This is a genomic window from Sphingobium lactosutens (assembly GCF_013393185.1).
GTDB lineage: Bacteria > Pseudomonadota > Alphaproteobacteria > Sphingomonadales > Sphingomonadaceae > Sphingobium > Sphingobium lactosutens_A.
Genome location: NZ_QJQX01000013.1, coordinates 60,584 through 75,149, shown reverse-complemented (window position 1 = coordinate 75,149; position 14,566 = coordinate 60,584). Strand labels below are relative to the sequence as shown.

11 protein-coding genes are annotated in these 14,566 nt (G+C 64.3%); 6 read left to right on the top strand and 5 right to left on the bottom strand.

Going from position 1 to position 14,566, the window contains the following annotated elements; genetic code table 11:
* Positions 1-71: 71 nt before the first annotated feature.
* The gene (gene lpdA, locus DM806_RS00775; RefSeq protein WP_179041374.1) at positions 72-1,472 is read left to right on the top strand and encodes a dihydrolipoyl dehydrogenase; all 1,401 of its coding nucleotides are present in this window, start codon (positions 72-74) and stop codon (positions 1,470-1,472) included.
* 126 nt (positions 1,473-1,598) lie between these two features.
* Positions 1,599-1,976 (top strand): VOC family protein, encoded by a 378-nt coding sequence (locus tag DM806_RS00770; RefSeq protein WP_179041373.1) that lies wholly within the window; start codon positions 1,599-1,601, stop codon positions 1,974-1,976.
* A gap of 9 nt (positions 1,977-1,985) precedes the next feature.
* Here the strand turns inward: DM806_RS00770 and DM806_RS00765 are convergent, their stop codons facing one another.
* The 3 genes from DM806_RS00765 to DM806_RS00755 all read right to left on the bottom strand — a co-directional run bounded on the left by DM806_RS00765 (position 1,986) and on the right by DM806_RS00755 (position 4,532).
* On the bottom strand, positions 1,986-2,987 hold the full coding sequence (locus tag DM806_RS00765; RefSeq protein ID WP_179041372.1) for a GGDEF domain-containing protein: 1,002 nt from the start codon (positions 2,985-2,987) through the stop codon (positions 1,986-1,988).
* Between the two features lie 118 nt (positions 2,988-3,105).
* The gene (locus DM806_RS00760; RefSeq protein ID WP_179041371.1) at positions 3,106-3,867 is read right to left on the bottom strand and encodes an enoyl-CoA hydratase/isomerase family protein; all 762 of its coding nucleotides are present in this window, start codon (positions 3,865-3,867) and stop codon (positions 3,106-3,108) included.
* Complete coding sequence (locus DM806_RS00755; protein ID WP_179041407.1) at positions 3,864-4,532, bottom strand: HAD family hydrolase; 669 nt, start codon at positions 4,530-4,532, stop codon at positions 3,864-3,866. Before DM806_RS00755 ends, DM806_RS00760 begins: the two co-directional genes overlap by 4 nt.
* 176 nt (positions 4,533-4,708) lie before the next feature.
* On the opposite strand from DM806_RS00755, the gene glmU reads away from it, so the two are divergent.
* From glmU to glmS, 3 genes are all read left to right on the top strand, one after another.
* On the top strand, positions 4,709-6,001 hold the full coding sequence (gene glmU / locus DM806_RS00750) for a bifunctional UDP-N-acetylglucosamine diphosphorylase/glucosamine-1-phosphate N-acetyltransferase GlmU (RefSeq protein WP_256869019.1): 1,293 nt from the start codon (positions 4,709-4,711) through the stop codon (positions 5,999-6,001).
* A gap of 107 nt (positions 6,002-6,108) precedes the next feature.
* Complete coding sequence (locus DM806_RS00745; RefSeq protein WP_256869020.1) at positions 6,109-6,945, top strand: metallophosphoesterase; 837 nt, start codon at positions 6,109-6,111, stop codon at positions 6,943-6,945.
* Positions 6,946-7,059: 114 nt separating this feature from the next.
* Entirely contained in the window at positions 7,060-8,883 is a 1,824-nt protein-coding gene (glmS, locus tag DM806_RS00740; RefSeq protein ID WP_179041369.1) for a glutamine--fructose-6-phosphate transaminase (isomerizing), read from the top strand.
* Positions 8,884-8,903: 20 nt separating this feature from the next.
* On the opposite strand, the gene DM806_RS00735 is transcribed toward glmS, so the two are convergent.
* On the bottom strand, positions 8,904-10,448 hold the full coding sequence (locus DM806_RS00735) for a CHAT domain-containing protein (protein WP_179041368.1): 1,545 nt from the start codon (positions 10,446-10,448) through the stop codon (positions 8,904-8,906).
* A 32-nt stretch (positions 10,449-10,480) separates the two neighbouring features.
* On the bottom strand, positions 10,481-12,439 hold the full coding sequence (locus DM806_RS00730) for a hypothetical protein (RefSeq protein ID WP_179041367.1): 1,959 nt from the start codon (positions 12,437-12,439) through the stop codon (positions 10,481-10,483).
* 151 nt (positions 12,440-12,590) lie between these two features.
* Between DM806_RS00730 and DM806_RS00725 the strand changes: the two genes are divergently transcribed.
* Positions 12,591-14,558, top strand: a complete 1,968-nt coding sequence (locus DM806_RS00725; protein WP_179041366.1) for a TIR domain-containing protein — start codon at positions 12,591-12,593, stop codon at positions 14,556-14,558.
* Positions 14,559-14,566 lie beyond the last annotated feature (8 nt).

The window sequence follows — 14,566 nt, the reverse complement described above, 5'->3', positions numbered from 1 at the left end:
CGTCTTCGGTCCTTGAATCGGACCGGAGAAATGCCAGCTTTGACTGGCATGACTGGAGAAGGGAAAACCCCATGTCCGATTTCGATTATGACGTCCTGGTTATCGGTGCTGGCCCCGGTGGCTATGTCGCCGCGATCCGCGCTGCGCAGCTGGGCCTAAAGACCGCCTGCGCCGAAAGCCGCGAGACGCTGGGCGGCACCTGCCTCAATGTGGGCTGCATTCCGTCCAAGGCGCTGCTGCACGCGTCCGAACTTTACGACGAGGCCGCGAACGGTGCGCTCGCCAAGCTGGGCGTCAAGATCGACAAGATGAGCCTGGACCTGCCCACCATGCAGGGCCAGCGTATCGACGCGGTCAAAGGGCTGACCGGCGGCATCGAATTCCTGTTCAAGAAGAACAAGGTGACGTGGCTCAAGGGCCTGGCCAGCTTCACCGGCGCCAACGCCGTCGAAGTCGGCGGCGAGAAGGTGACGGCGAAGAACATCATCATCGCCACCGGTTCGTCGGTCGCGCCGCTTCCCGGCGTGGCGGTCGACAATGCAGGCGGCAAGATCGTCGATTCGACCGGCGCGCTGGAACTGGACAAGGTTCCGGGCCATCTGGTCGTCGTTGGCGGTGGCGTGATCGGCCTTGAACTGGGCAGCGTGTGGCGTCGCCTGGGCGCCAAGGTCACGGTGGTCGAATATCTCGACCAGATCCTGCCCGGCATGGACGGCGAAGTCCGCAAGGAAGCCAACAAGATCTTCAAGAAGCAGGGCTTCGAATATAAGCTCGGCACCAAGGTGACGGGCGCCGAAGTCGGCAAGAAGGGCGTGACCCTGACCGTCGAACCGGCCGCCGGTGGCGACGCCGAAAAGATCGAGGCCGATGTCGTCCTTGTGTCGATCGGCCGCCGTCCTAACACCGAAGGTCTCGGCCTCGACAAGATCGGTCTGGAACTCAACCAGCGCGGCCAGATCGAAACCGATCATGACTTCGCGACCAAGGTTCCCGGCGTCTGGGCGATCGGCGACGTCATCCCCGGCCCGATGCTCGCGCACAAGGCCGAAGACGAAGGCATTGCGGTGGCTGAGAATATCGCGGGCCTGACCGGCATCGTGAACCATGACGTGATTCCGTCGGTGGTCTATACCAAGCCGGAAATCGCGGGCGTGGGCCTGACCGAGGAAGCGGCCAAAGAACGCGGCGCGGTCAAGGTCGGCAAATTCCCCATGATGGCGAACAGCCGCGCCAAGACCAATCACGAGCCTGAAGGCTTCGTGAAGGTGATCGCCGACGCCGAAACCGACAAGGTGCTGGGCGTGTGGATCATCGCTACGGTCGCCGGCACGATGATCGCCCAGGCGGCGCAGGCGATGGAATTCGGCGCGTCCAGCGAGGACATCGCCTATACCTGCCACGCGCATCCGACCCACAGCGAAGCGATTAAGGAAGCGGCCATGGCCGTGACCGGCAAGCCGATCCATATGTGATCGGTCGCGAGATCGGACTGTAAAGAAAAGGCCTCCGCGTTGCGGGGGCCTTTTCTTTTTTGCCACGAAGCAGGATCATGCCGGCGAGACGCACGTTCGTCCGGAACGGGTTGGAGAGGAGCGAGGATGATCCATCATGTTTCGGTGGGCACCAACGACGTGGCGCGTGCCCGGATATTCTACGATGCGGTGCTGCCGATATTGGGGCTGACATTGATGAAGGCATCTGCAACCTCCGCTGATTATGGCAGCGGGCATCTGATGTTCAGCGCCGAAACGCCATTGGATGGCAAGCCGGCGACAGCAGGCAATGGCAGTCATGTCGCCTTCGGTGCGGAGGACCGGGCGATGGTCGACCGCTTTTACGCAGCCGCCTTGGCGAGTGGCGGACGAAGCGATGGCGCGCCGGGGATCAGGGACCAATATGACGCGCATTATTATGGCGCGTTCGTCTGTGACCCTGACGGTAACAAGATCGAGGCGATGACCTACGCGGGCAAGTGAACCGGCCAGTCAGGCGCGGAGCAACTGGCCGTTCGTCGCCGGGATTGCATCCGGCGTTGCGAGCGCACGGCGGACGCAAACGCGGTTGCGGCCCTTTTCCTTGGCTTCGTAAAGCGCGCTGTCGGCGCGGGCGATGGCATCATGGATCGACGGGTCGGCCTGGTGCAGGCTCGTGAGGCCGAAGCTGGCGGTCAGCGGCTGGGGCAGGCCGAGGCGTGCGGCCGCCTGCTCGACGAAGTGGAGGCGGACGGCCTCGGCCACCTTGAAATGGTCGATGTCGCAAGCGATCAGACTACCGCCCTTGCGCCGAAGCCGGGCGACCGCCTCATCGAAGCCGCGTCGATTGAGCAGGCCTGACAGCGGATCGACATGGGCATCGTGGCGATAGCGGACGATCAGGTCCAGCACGCAGGCAGCCAGCGCCGACAGCGCAAGGAACAGGCCGAACATGCAGGCCAGCGCCTGCATCAGAAAGGCATAGTCGCTGTCGCGGAAAGGCACGCCGCTCGGCAAGGTGAAGGATATGGTGCTGCCGCGCACCAGATTGTCGAGCGAGACGAGGACCGCAGCGGCATAGAGCGCGCGGTCGGGCCAGCCACGCAATCGACCGCGGGCCGCGATCAGCGGCAGGGAAATGAGCAGGAAGCAGCCGAAATCGGACGATACCAGTTCCAGCGGCACATTGCCGTTCAGCACGGCGAGACCGCATAGCGCCACTGATCCACCCCAGATGAAGAGGCGCAGGCGGAGCATCCAGTTGCGGCGCCAGCGGTCCAGCAACGCCTGGCTGAACAGCAGGAAGCCGGTGGCGAAGAACAGGTCGGCGACGATGCCCCAAAGGTCGGTGGGAAGCGCCTGGAATGCGGCCGGCACGGCAAAGCCCCCGGCGACGGAGAAGAAGGCGCCGCTCCACCAGCCCGCTCCACGCGCCCCCCAGCCCCAGACGATGAGGAAGGCGACGCCGAAACTGGCCATCATGATCGGCAGGAAAAAGGCGAAATTCTCACCCACAGCGGGGTCGTTTCCTTGGCGTTATGGTTAATACGGCGAGAGGCGGTCCGCCGATCCGTATCGGGCAGGCTAGAGGCTGATGCTTAACAAAGGGTGTGATCGGTTGATCGACCGAGATTCAGAAATCCGGTCGGCGCTTTTCCCGGAACGCCGCCACGCCTTCGGCAAAGTCGGGCAGGGTGAAGGCGTCGCGGAACAGCGCCAGCGTGGTTGCATCGTCATCCGCCTGTCCATCGAGAATGCGCCGGATGATCGCCTTCGACGATCGCACGCTATGCTGGGCGTTGCCGGCGATGATGTGCGCGAGAGCATCGGCAGCAGCAAGCGGATCGGCGGCGATCTCGTCGATCAGGCCGATCGCCAATGCGTCATCCGCATCGTGCAGCGCGCCAGTGAAAAGGATGCGTTTGGCCCGCGCCGGCCCGACCAGATCGACCAGCAATTTGGTGTCGAACAGCGAATAGACGATGCCGAGCTTCGCGGGCGTGATGCCCAGGCGCGTGGTGGGAGATGCGATGCGCAGATCGCAGGCGATGGCAAGGCCGCACCCGCCGCCCACGCAATCGCCGTCGATCGCGGCGATCACCGGCTTTTCGGCATGGGCCAACGCATATTGGCTGGCGCGGATCGCCGCCTGATTGGCGATGCGCCAGTCCTCCGCGCCCGAACAGGCGGCAAATTCGTTGATGTCGGCACCGGCGCAGAACAGGCCGGCGGCAGCGGAAGCGAGGATCAGTACGCGGACGCTGTCATCGGCCATGGCTTCCCCCACCAGATGGGGTAGCTGCTCCCACATGGCCTGGGTCATGGCGTTGCGGCGATCCAGCCGGTCGATCAGCAACCGGGCGATCGGACCGTCCTGCTCCAGCCTCAGGCTCATGCCGGCCAGCGTTCCAGCAGCGGCACCAGTTCGTCGAAATGATGGATCACCGCGTCCGCCTTCAGATTTTCGACCGGGCCGTCGAGGAAGCCGAAGCTGACGGCGACATTGGCGATGCCGGCATTGCGCGCGCCGGCAATGTCGTTGATCGTGTCGCCGACGAAGATGGTGCGGCCGCCGCCGGCGCGCTCGATCATGGCGTGGATCGGCGCGGGATCGGGCTTGGACACGCCGACCGTGTCGCCGCCGATGATGCTGGCGAAGCGATCCGACAGGCCGATCTGGTGCATCAGCGGAATGGTGAAGCGCTCCGCCTTGTTGGTGCAGATGGCGAGTTTCACGCCGCGCGCGGCAAGCTGGTCCATCGCTGCGATCAGGCCGGGATAGGGAACGGAGTGGATGGCGAGGTTCTGCTCGTAATAATCGAGCAGGATCGGGAGGATCTGGGCCAGCGTCGGCTCGTCATAGCCGCCCGACGCATCCAGCGCGCGCTGGAGCATGACCTTCGCGCCCTTGCCGACGAAGGGATGGATCGCCGCGACGGGAAAGGGGGGGCGGCCGATCGTGCCGATGGCATAGTTGACCGCCGCGGCCAGATCGCCGCTGGTGTCGATCAATGTGCCGTCCAGGTCGAAGCCGACGATATCGAAGGGGATGGGGTTCAGATTTCTCGCTGCCATGCTGCGCCATGCCGCGCCCATGGTGGCCATGGCAAGTCAAACATGGCAGAGGGAGTGTCCGTTTACCGCTCATTGCCAAGGACCTGTCGAAAGTGACCGCTCCCAACCCGATTTCACGCCCGCTCGCCGTCATCATCCTTGCCGCCGGGCAAGGGACTCGCATGAAATCCGCGCTGCACAAGGTGCTGCACCCGGTCGCCGGGCGGCCGATGCTGTTGCACCTGCTGGCGACCGTGAGCGACCTCAGACCAGAGCGGCAGGTCGTAGTCGTCGGCGCCGGGCGCGAGCAGGTGGAGAAAGCGGTCGCTGGCACCGGCGCGGTGATCGCGGTGCAGGATCAGCAACTCGGCACCGGCCACGCGGTCGCGCAAGCGCATGATGCGCTGGCGGGTTTCGCCGGCGACGTGCTGATCCTCTATGGCGACGTGCCGCTGGTAGGCGCGCCAACGATGCGGGCGATGCTCGACCGGCTGAGCCGGGGCGACGAACCGCGCGCGGTGGTGCTGGGTTTCCGCCCCGATGACGCCGCCGCCTATGGCCGGATCATCGCCGACGGGCAGGGCATCATCGAGAAGATGGTCGAGTATAAGGACGCCAGCGAGGCGGAACGCGCCGTCACGCTCTGTAACAGCGGGTTGATGGCGGTGCGGTCGACCGACCTGTTCGTGCTGCTCGACCAGATCGGCAATAATAATGCGGCCGGCGAATATTATCTGCCCGACATCGTCATGCTGCCCGATGGTCAGAGCGCGGTGATCGAAACCGAAGCCTGGGAAGTGGCCGGCGTGAACAGCCGGATCGAACTGGCGGGTGTCGAGGCGATGTGGCAGGCGCGCCGCCGGATCGAGGCAATGCGCGAGGGTGTGACCTTGGTCGCGCCGGAAACGGTCTTCTTCGCCTATGACACGGTGCTGGGCCGCGACGTGGTGGTGGAACCAAACGTGGTCTTCGGTCCCGGCGTCACCGTGGCGGACGATGTGACGATCCACGCCTTTTCCCATCTTGAGGGCGCGAGCGTCGCAAGCGGGGCGGACATCGGTCCCTATGCGCGGCTGCGTCCGGGCGCCGAGATCGGCATCAAGGCGAAGGTCGGCAATTTCGTCGAGATCAAGAAAGCAACGCTGGGCGAGGGGGCCAAGGCCAACCACCTGTCCTATATAGGCGACGCCAGCGTGGGGGCGGGAGCCAATATCGGCGCGGGCACCATCACCTGCAACTATGACGGCTTTTTCAAATACAGGACCGAAATCGGCGCGGGCGCCTTCATCGGCTCCAACAGCGCGCTGGTGGCTCCGGCGAGTATCGGTGCTGGCGCGATCGTGGCGGCTGGTAGCGTCGTGACACGGCCCGTCGAGGCGGATTCGCTCTGTCTGGTCAGGCCCGAGCAGGTCGGCAAGGCCGGCTGGGCAGCGGCCTTCCGCGACCGGATGAAGGCGAAGAAGGCCGCCAAATGATGGCGATTTCAGCGTTTCTGGGAAAACAATGGTCTAGGGGTGGCCACTCCGCGCCGCCATTGCGGACCGACAAAGGCGCGCGCGGCGGGAGGCTCTGGCGCAAATTCCTGTGGAGCCTGCTGGTCCTGATCCTGCTGATCGCGGGGCTGCTGGGCTGGCTGCTGCTCAACGCCCGCGCCATGCCGATCGTGCGCGAAGCGGAAATCATGCTGCCATTTCCCATCGATTCGCCGCATGAACCGCTGACCGTCGCCTTGCTGACCGATACGCATTTGTCCGGCCCGGACAACAGCCCGGAGCGGATGCAGCGTATCGTGGCGCAGATCAACGGGTTGAAGCCCGACCTCATCTTGCTGGGCGGCGATTATATCGGCGACGACAAGGGTGGAGCGATCTACGATGCGGAGCAGAGCATCGCGTCCTTTGCGGGCCTACACGCGCCGCTGGGCGTGGTGGCGGTGCTCGGCAACCATGACAGCCGTAGCAAGAAGAACCCGCGCGCGCTGAGCGGACCGGACTGGCAGGCGGCGTTCGATCGGATCGGCATCACCCTGTTGCAGGATGGTGCGGTGCGGCGCGGTCCGCTGGCGATCGGCGGGTTGAAGGATATCTACACCCGGAAGATCGATATTCCCGATACGCTGGCGGCCATGCGCCGGGTCGGCGGCGCGCCGGTCATCCTGTCGCACGGCCCGGACGTCTTTCCCCGGCTGCCCGACGATGCGTCGCTGACTCTGGTCGGCCACACCCATTGCGGGCAGATCGCCTTCCCCTTCTGGGGCGTCGTCTATGTCCCGTCAAAATATGGCACCCGCTATGCCTGCGGCCTCTATCGCGACGGCGGCAAGACGATGATCGTTGCGGGCGGCGTCGGCACCAGCGGCCTGCCCGCCCGGATGCTCGCTCCGCCGGACATCTGGTTGATTACCATCCGCCCTGAATGAAATAGTTTTCATGACCGGGCCATGGCGCTGTTGCGCAGGCGTCATTAATGGCATGGCATTGGAATCGCGCCACAGGGCGCTCACTGGTTCATCCTGTTCGACGGGGCATATTTCATGTGCGGTATCATCGGAATCATCGGCAAGGACGACGTGGCCGACCGGCTGGTCGACGGCCTCAAGCGCCTCGAATATCGCGGTTATGACAGTGCGGGCGTCGCCACCGTTCATGGCGGAGCTATCGATCGCCGCCGGGCCGAGGGCAAGCTCGCCAATCTGGTGAAGGAACTGGGCGCGGCGCCGCTGCCCGGCACCACGGGCATCGCCCATACGCGCTGGGCCACCCATGGCGCGCCGACCACCAGCAATGCGCATCCTCACGCAACCAATGAGGTCGCGCTGGTGCACAATGGCATCATCGAGAATTTCAAGCCGCTGCGCGAGGAACTGATGTCGCGGGGCCGCAGCTTCGACAGCCAGACCGATACCGAGGTCGTCGCCCATCTAGTAAGCGAACTGGTGGAGGCGGGCGCGTCGCCCAAGGAAGCCGTGGCGCAGGTGCTGCCCCGCCTGCACGGAGCCTTTGCGCTGGCCATCGCCTTTCGCAGCCATCCCGACATGCTGATCGGCGCGCGGTTGGGGTCGCCTCTGGTCGTGGGCTATGGCGACGGGGAAACCTATCTTGGCTCCGACGCGCTGGCGCTCGCCCCGCTGACCCAGCGCATCGCCTATCTGGACGAGGGCGACTGGGTCGTCATCACGCGCGAAGGCGCGGAGATTTTCGACAAGGACAATAACCCGGTCGAACGGCCGGTGACGATTTCCGGCGTATCGGGCGCGATGATCGACAAGGGCAATCATCGCCACTTCATGCAGAAGGAGATTTACGAGCAGCCGGTCGTCGTCGCCCAGACGCTGCGCTCCTACCTGCGTCGCATGGAAAACCAGATCGCGATGCCCGACATGGATTTCGACCTGGGGCAGGTGAAGCGCATCACCATCGTCGCCTGCGGCACCAGCTATTATGCCGGTCTGGTCGCCAAATATTGGTTCGAGAAATTCGCCCGCGTCCCCGTCGACATCGATGTGGCGAGCGAGTTCCGCTATCGCGAACCGGTTCTGGAGCAGGGCGGCCTGGCCCTTTTCATCAGCCAGTCGGGTGAGACAGCCGACACGCTGGCCGCGTTGCGCCACGCCAAGGCAGAAGGGCAGATCATCGCCGTGGTGGTGAACGTCCCCACCAGCAGCATGGCGCGCGAGGCGGACCTGCTGCTGCCGACCCATGCCGGGCCGGAGATCGGCGTCGCCTCGACCAAGGCCTTCACCTGCCAGCTTGCCGTGCTGGCAGCGCTTGCGGCCAATCTGGCGCGCGCCAAGGGCCGTTTGACGCCGGAAGAGGAGGCCGAAATCGTCTGGCACCTGTCGGAAGCGCCCGCCGCGCTCAACGAAGCGCTCAGTCGCGATGGCCAGATCGAGGCGATGGCCCACCTGATCGCGCCGGCGCGTGACGTGCTTTATCTGGGGCGCGGGCCGGACTATCCGATGGCGCTGGAAGGGGCGCTCAAGCTCAAGGAAATCAGCTATATCCACGCCGAAGGCTATGCCGCTGGCGAGATGAAGCATGGTCCGATCGCCCTGATCGACGACGCCGTTCCGGTGATCGTCATCGCGCCCAGCGGCCCACTGTTCGAAAAGACCGTCAGCAACATGCAGGAGGTGCAGGCGCGCGGCGGCAAGGTGGTGCTGATCTCCGATGCGGAAGGCATCGCGCTGGCCGGTGAGGGCTGCATGGCGACGATCGAGATGCCGCAGGTCCATCCGCTGATTGCGCCACTCGTCTACGCCGTGCCGGTGCAGTTGCTCGCCTATCATGTCGCGGTGGCCAAGGGCACGGACGTCGATCAGCCTCGCAACCTTGCCAAATCGGTGACTGTAGAGTGATGCAGCCTCTCTTGGAGGCATCAGCGCGGATCCGAGGGTTCTCCGCCGTCAGCTAAAGGCGACGCTTCTCTTGCGCCGCGCGGTTCATCTGTCGATGCTGAGGGTTTCCCGAAGATCATGAAGCTCGCCCACATTTTCGGGTCATCGGCATAGGGTTTTTCGCCTTTCGCGTTCCGGGCGTTCATCGTGGCCAGCTGGGCCTTTTGCATGGCGACTTCCGGCCAGTCGCCTGCCTTCAGCCGTTCGACAAAGCTGGTCATCAAAATGGCCGTCGCTTGATCGCTCACATTCCAGAGACTGGCCACGACTTGTCCCGCTCCCGCGGCTGTCCAGCTGCGGGCGATGCCGAAGCCGCCACCATCCAATATTCGGCCCAAGGCTGTCTGGCAGGCGCTGATGACGACCAGCGGGTGATGGCGCTTCCAGCCCGGAAACCGTTCCTGGCGGATGTGGCCCGCATAATAATGCCCCTGCTTGCCCGACATGGCGATGAAACCACGGGTGAGCGGGTTCACCGGATCGGCGACCGCATGCGTCGCCAGATAGATCAGTCCGGCATCGGGACGCGCCGCGATGGCGCGCGTCAGATTGTCGCGCGTGGCCGCCGCGCCCATCATCAGCACCGTGCCCGGATCATTCAGTTCCCGCGCCACCATGATCGCTTCGCGTTGCGCGCCCGGAAGCGGCGCCCAGTCGAACTGCCTGTCGTTCGACAGGTCCGGATTGCCCACGATGATCGCCTTGTCGATGTCGAGCGCGCGATAGTCGAAAGTGGGATCGGGGGCGATCAGCGCATCGACGTCGGGAAGGATCACGAACGACCAGTGCGATGCCGCCGGACCGTTGCGCAGTGGCAGGGCTGCATAGGGCGCCGTGCCGCTGTCCATCGCCGGAACCAGGAGAAGCCGGCCACTGCGCGTGCCCAGAGCATCGCCGACCGCGCCGGGGAGCAGCATCGCACGGGTGCGCTCCAGCGTCTCCTTGCGCAGGCGCACGGCCTCTGGCGAGCGGTCCCGGATCAGGTTGCCGCGCTCGACATCCGGCGACGGCGCTGGCGTTCCCTTGGGCCAATTGCTGCGCGTGGCGGCGAGGCGGCGGACGCCCAGCCCGTCGATCATCAGCGACAATCCGGTATATTCCTGGTCATAAAACCCATGTGCTACGCCACCGTCAGGGCCGATCAGCCAGGCGTTCATTGCCTTGCCGCCGCGCAGGGCGTGGATCAGCGCAAAAGTCGCTATGCCGTCGCGGGATAGGTCGGCCAGCCGATCGCGAATGGTGGAGAGGTCGCGCTCGGCCTTGGCGAGATCGCGTTCCTTTCCGGGGGCGACGACCTTTCCGGTCAGCTCCTTGTTGCGTAGCACCTTGGCGAACAGTTCGGATCCCGCAATGGCTTCCAGAAGCTGGGCGCGATCGGTGGGGGTGAGTTCGACGGGCATTGCCGTGGCTGGCGCGGAGGCCAAAGTGGCGGGGCGCGCAATCGGCCTTTTGGCGGCCTCCTTGTGATCGGGGGGCGATGCGGGCGGATTCGCGTTGCAGCCCGACAGGCCTAGAGCCAACAGCATGACGGCTGACCGCAATAGCGGATGCCGCCACATCACACCGGGACCGTGATCTGCTTGCCGGCGAAGACCGCCTGCCAGCTTTCGATCTCGGAAACGACGATCGAATCCATCTCGTGCGCGAGGTCCGCCACCACGGCATAATCGATCATGGCCTCCTGATCGGCTGCAAGCATCCCGATGCGCTGATCGAGCCCGTCGAGCCGTTCCGCGGTGATGCGAGAAATCGCGGAGAAACGCTCGAAATCACCGAAATAGCGGATGCCGGCGATGGCCGCGCCGAAAGTTGGGAAAGATACGCCGAGGAAGGTGAAGAGCTTCGAGGTTGCGTGCGGAAGCTCTTCGGCAATCAGGCCTGCGGCGGCGCCGATCTCGATCAGCAGATAGGTGGATACGGACATCACCGCGAGAATGAACAGCGTCTCGGACATGCGATCCAGGCTATGGTGGACATGCCGTAACCGGCGTGCCTTTTCTACATGATAGTCGCGCTGCTCCACGACGTGGCGGCCGAGCAGGTTCGTCATTGCCCTGCGCAGATAGTCGCGGGTAATCGGCGCGGTGGGCAGGCCGACATCCCGCAACGCCGCACGGGCATAATATTCCGGCCAGCTCGTATAGATGCCCTGCGGCCAGCGACCTGGCGGGCGCGCCACGCCGAGCGCCAGCAGGATCGGCGCATGGCGCAAATATTCCGCCACTCGGCGTGTCGTGAACCAGCGGCTGTGCCAGCGCTGCCGGACTCCCCGCCAGGTAATCAGGATGATCGCTGCCAGCAGGATGAATTCGATACCGGCAAAAGGCCATTTCTGCGCGCCCAGCGGCTGATAGGCTATGCCTGCGGCGATCGCGAGCGACGAGAGCAGGAAATTGGCAACCATCCCGCCGCGATAGGCGTCGGAGAGGTGGGTCGATATCCCGTCCGCCCAGGCGAAACGCCGCAACAGGGATCGCTCGACGGCATCGGCAAAGCCGCCCCCCAGTCGAGGAAGGGCGCGAATATCGGCCAATAACCGGGCGCCGCTGCCGGCAGCAACGGCTTCGGGCGGCTCATATCGCTGAACCAGCGACCGGAACGGCCGGCCTTCTCCGGCAAACATCGCTTCGATCCGGCGATAGCCCCCTGAAAGCGGATGGCTTCGCAAGGGCCAGGCTTCGTCCTGAAGGCCGGTCGTGCGCGCCGGTGGCATGATATCTGTCCCCGGGCGCAAGGCGGAACGGATGATCCGGCTCAGCGCCGCCATTCGGTCTTCCGCCGGCGGGCATGATATCAGCGCTTCGGAAGATCGCATGATCCGCCAATCCGAAGGCGCGGAAGGATGGATGCAGATCACGACGCCATGCTGTTCGAGCACCTTCGCGATGGTATGCCCGGTCCCGCCGACAAGGCTGCGGTTTACGCCGTCCCATACGGCGATCACGATGTCGGCCTGTTCGATCATGACCCGCGCCGCGAGGGCCACGCGTTCCGCCGAGAGGGCGGCAAAGCCCTGAGCCTTGGTCATGGAACCGGGATCGGCCAGCATGGCAAGCAGCGCGTCGCCTATATCGTCATCGCGTTCGGCCATTTCGAACAGCCGGACCGTGTCGAAGCTCCGGTCCAGCATGCGCGCCCGCGCCAGCACGTGCGGGTCGGCAGGAAGCCGGCCTTCGAGCAGAGCGCGGACATCGTCCAGGTCATGGGCGCGGCTCGCCACCGCCCGATAGAGCGCTCTGCCGAACGGCAAGGGGGCAATGACCTCCCATTTTCGGGCCAGCGCCATGTCGGCGACCATCTGGTCGGTTCCATCGGCAAGCATGCCGTACAGGCGCATGGGCTCCATCGGCCCCAGAGCCTCTGCTTGCGCGTCAAGGGCGGACTGTATTGCATCGCAGATTTCGGCGAGTGCGGCGGCGACGGCCTCGCGATGGGCGGCGAACAAGGGATTGTCTTCCCGATGGCCGGTTACGCCCAATGTCAGGCGACAGGGTGGCAGTGGCGGAACTTGAACCATAAGGGCAGCAGCACCCCCGGATGGCAGGGACAATATACTGAATTTCCGCCGTCGCCGGCGGTGCAAAGTGCGGCCTTTGCATGTTAACAGTCAAGTTACCCTTATGCGCCCGAAGACTCGGATGCTGTTCTGCGGAACTTGGGAGGGAAGCTTGGACCATTCCTTGCCCGGTGAAGTCGTCGGTCGGACGCTGTTCCTCAGTTATTCACGCGATGACCGCGACCGCGTGATGCCCATCATATCCGCATTGGAAAGACGCGGCCTGACCGTCTGGTGGGATGGGTTGCTGGCAGGAGGACAGCGCTTCGCCCATACAACGGAAAGCGCATTGGAGAGCGCCGATATAATATTGGTGGTCTGGACGGCCCGTTCGATCCAGTCGCATTGGGTGCGTGATGAAGCCACTCGTGGCCGTGATCGTGGCCGCATGGTCTCGGTGACGCTGGACGGCGTCGAACCGCCGCTGGGGTTCCGGCAAGTCCAGTATATCGACCTTGCCCAATGGACGAAGCGGGCGGATTCTTCCCTATTCCGGGAATTGTTGCGGGCTGTTGAAGCTGTCGCTGCGGCACCGGGAAACGCCCTCAGCATCGAACGGCCCCAATCGGCGACGGCGCAGGGCGGGAGGAAGCTGTCACGGCGGGGCGCCATGATCGCCGGCGCGAGCGGCATCGCGGCGCTGGCCGGCGGGTACACCACATGGCGTTCCGGCCTGCTGTCACCAAAGGCGAACGACAAGAGCATCGCCGTGCTGCCGTTCGAGAATTTGAGCGACGATCCCAAGCAGACCTATTTCTCCGACGGCCTGTCGGAGGAACTGCGCGCCACGCTCAGCCTCAATCCGCAGCTTGCGGTGGCCGCGTTGACGTCTTCGGACAGCTTTCGCACCGGCGCACGGACGATCGCCCAGATCAGCAGGGTCCTCGACGTGGCCTATATATTGGAAGGCAGCGTGCGCAGGTCGGGAGAGAGCCTGCGCGTGACGGCGCGGCTTATCAAAGGGGCTACCGGGTTCCAGTCATGGTCCGAAACGTTCAACCGCAAGCTGGCAAATGTGCTCGACGTTCAGAACGAGATAGCGACCAATGTCGTCGATTCCCTGATCGTCTCGCTGGACGGGGACAAGGCGAGCGGCAAAAGGCGGATCGGCGGTACGTCCAGCCTTGCGGCATTCGACAGCTATCTGCACGGCATGGCGCTCTACAACCTCGCGGCGGACGAACGTTCCGACCGCGGCGCGCTTGCTGCATTCGACCGTGCTGTTTCCATCGATCCAGCCTATGCGGCGGCGCATGCGGCCCGGTCCCGCGCCCTGACGGTAATCGGCAGCAGCTATGCAAGCGGCAAGGAACTGGCCAGATATTTCGACGAGGCGATCGCCGCCGCTCGCAAGGCCATTCAGCTCGCACCGTCGTTGGCGGAAGGGCATTCTGCGCTCGGCTTCATATTGTCGAACGGGCGGCTCGATCTTGCGGGGGCGCGGCAGCCCTATGAAAAGAGTTTCGAACTTGGCTACGGCAATGCAGCGATTCTTGGCAGCTTCGCCCTCTATGCCGCTTTTATCGGCACCTTCGACGATGCCCGCAAGGCCACGGCGCGGGCTACCCGGCTCGATCCGCTCAACGCCTCGGTGTTGCGAACGGCGGCCATAGTCGAATTTTGCGCGCGCGCCTATGACGCAGCGCAACAGGCCGTTCGCGGGGCACTCGCGCTCAACCGGAAGGTCAACAATGTCCATCGCATTCTTGGCGACATTGCGCTGGTAAAAGGCGACTATGCTGCCGCGAAAGGGTATTTCGAGGCCGAAACCAGCCCTTTGTCACGCATTCGCGGCCTTGCGATCACCGATGCGCGGCTGGCGGGGCAAGCCGCCGGAGATCGGCGTTTCGCGGAGATGAAACGGAAATATGGCGATAATTCCCTGTACCAGCAGGCGCTCATTTTTTCGCAATGGGGCCGCAAGGGCGATGCGCTCGCTGCGCTGGAACGGGGGCTGGCAATCGGCGATGCAGGACTCGTATTGGCCAATACCGATCCGCTGCTCGACCCGATTAGACAGGAATACCGCTTTCAGACAATCTTGCAGCAGATCGGACTCGGCCATGATCGAGTCGCATGAAGGGGAGA

Coding starts and splice junctions, on each gene's coding strand:
- DM806_RS00730 (WP_179041367.1), bottom strand. CDS start 12,439: ATGGTTCAAGTTCCGCCACTGCCACCCTGTCGCCTGACATTGGGCGTA.
- DM806_RS00735 (WP_179041368.1), bottom strand. CDS start 10,448: ATGCTGTTGGCTCTAGGCCTGTCGGGCTGCAACGCGAATCCGCCCGCA.
- DM806_RS00760 (WP_179041371.1), bottom strand. CDS start 3,867: ATGAGCCTGAGGCTGGAGCAGGACGGTCCGATCGCCCGGTTGCTGATC.
- lpdA (WP_179041374.1), top strand. CDS start 72: ATGTCCGATTTCGATTATGACGTCCTGGTTATCGGTGCTGGCCCCGGT.
- glmS (WP_179041369.1), top strand. CDS start 7,060: ATGTGCGGTATCATCGGAATCATCGGCAAGGACGACGTGGCCGACCGG.
- DM806_RS00770 (WP_179041373.1), top strand. CDS start 1,599: ATGATCCATCATGTTTCGGTGGGCACCAACGACGTGGCGCGTGCCCGG.
- glmU (WP_256869019.1), top strand. CDS start 4,709: ATGAAATCCGCGCTGCACAAGGTGCTGCACCCGGTCGCCGGGCGGCCG.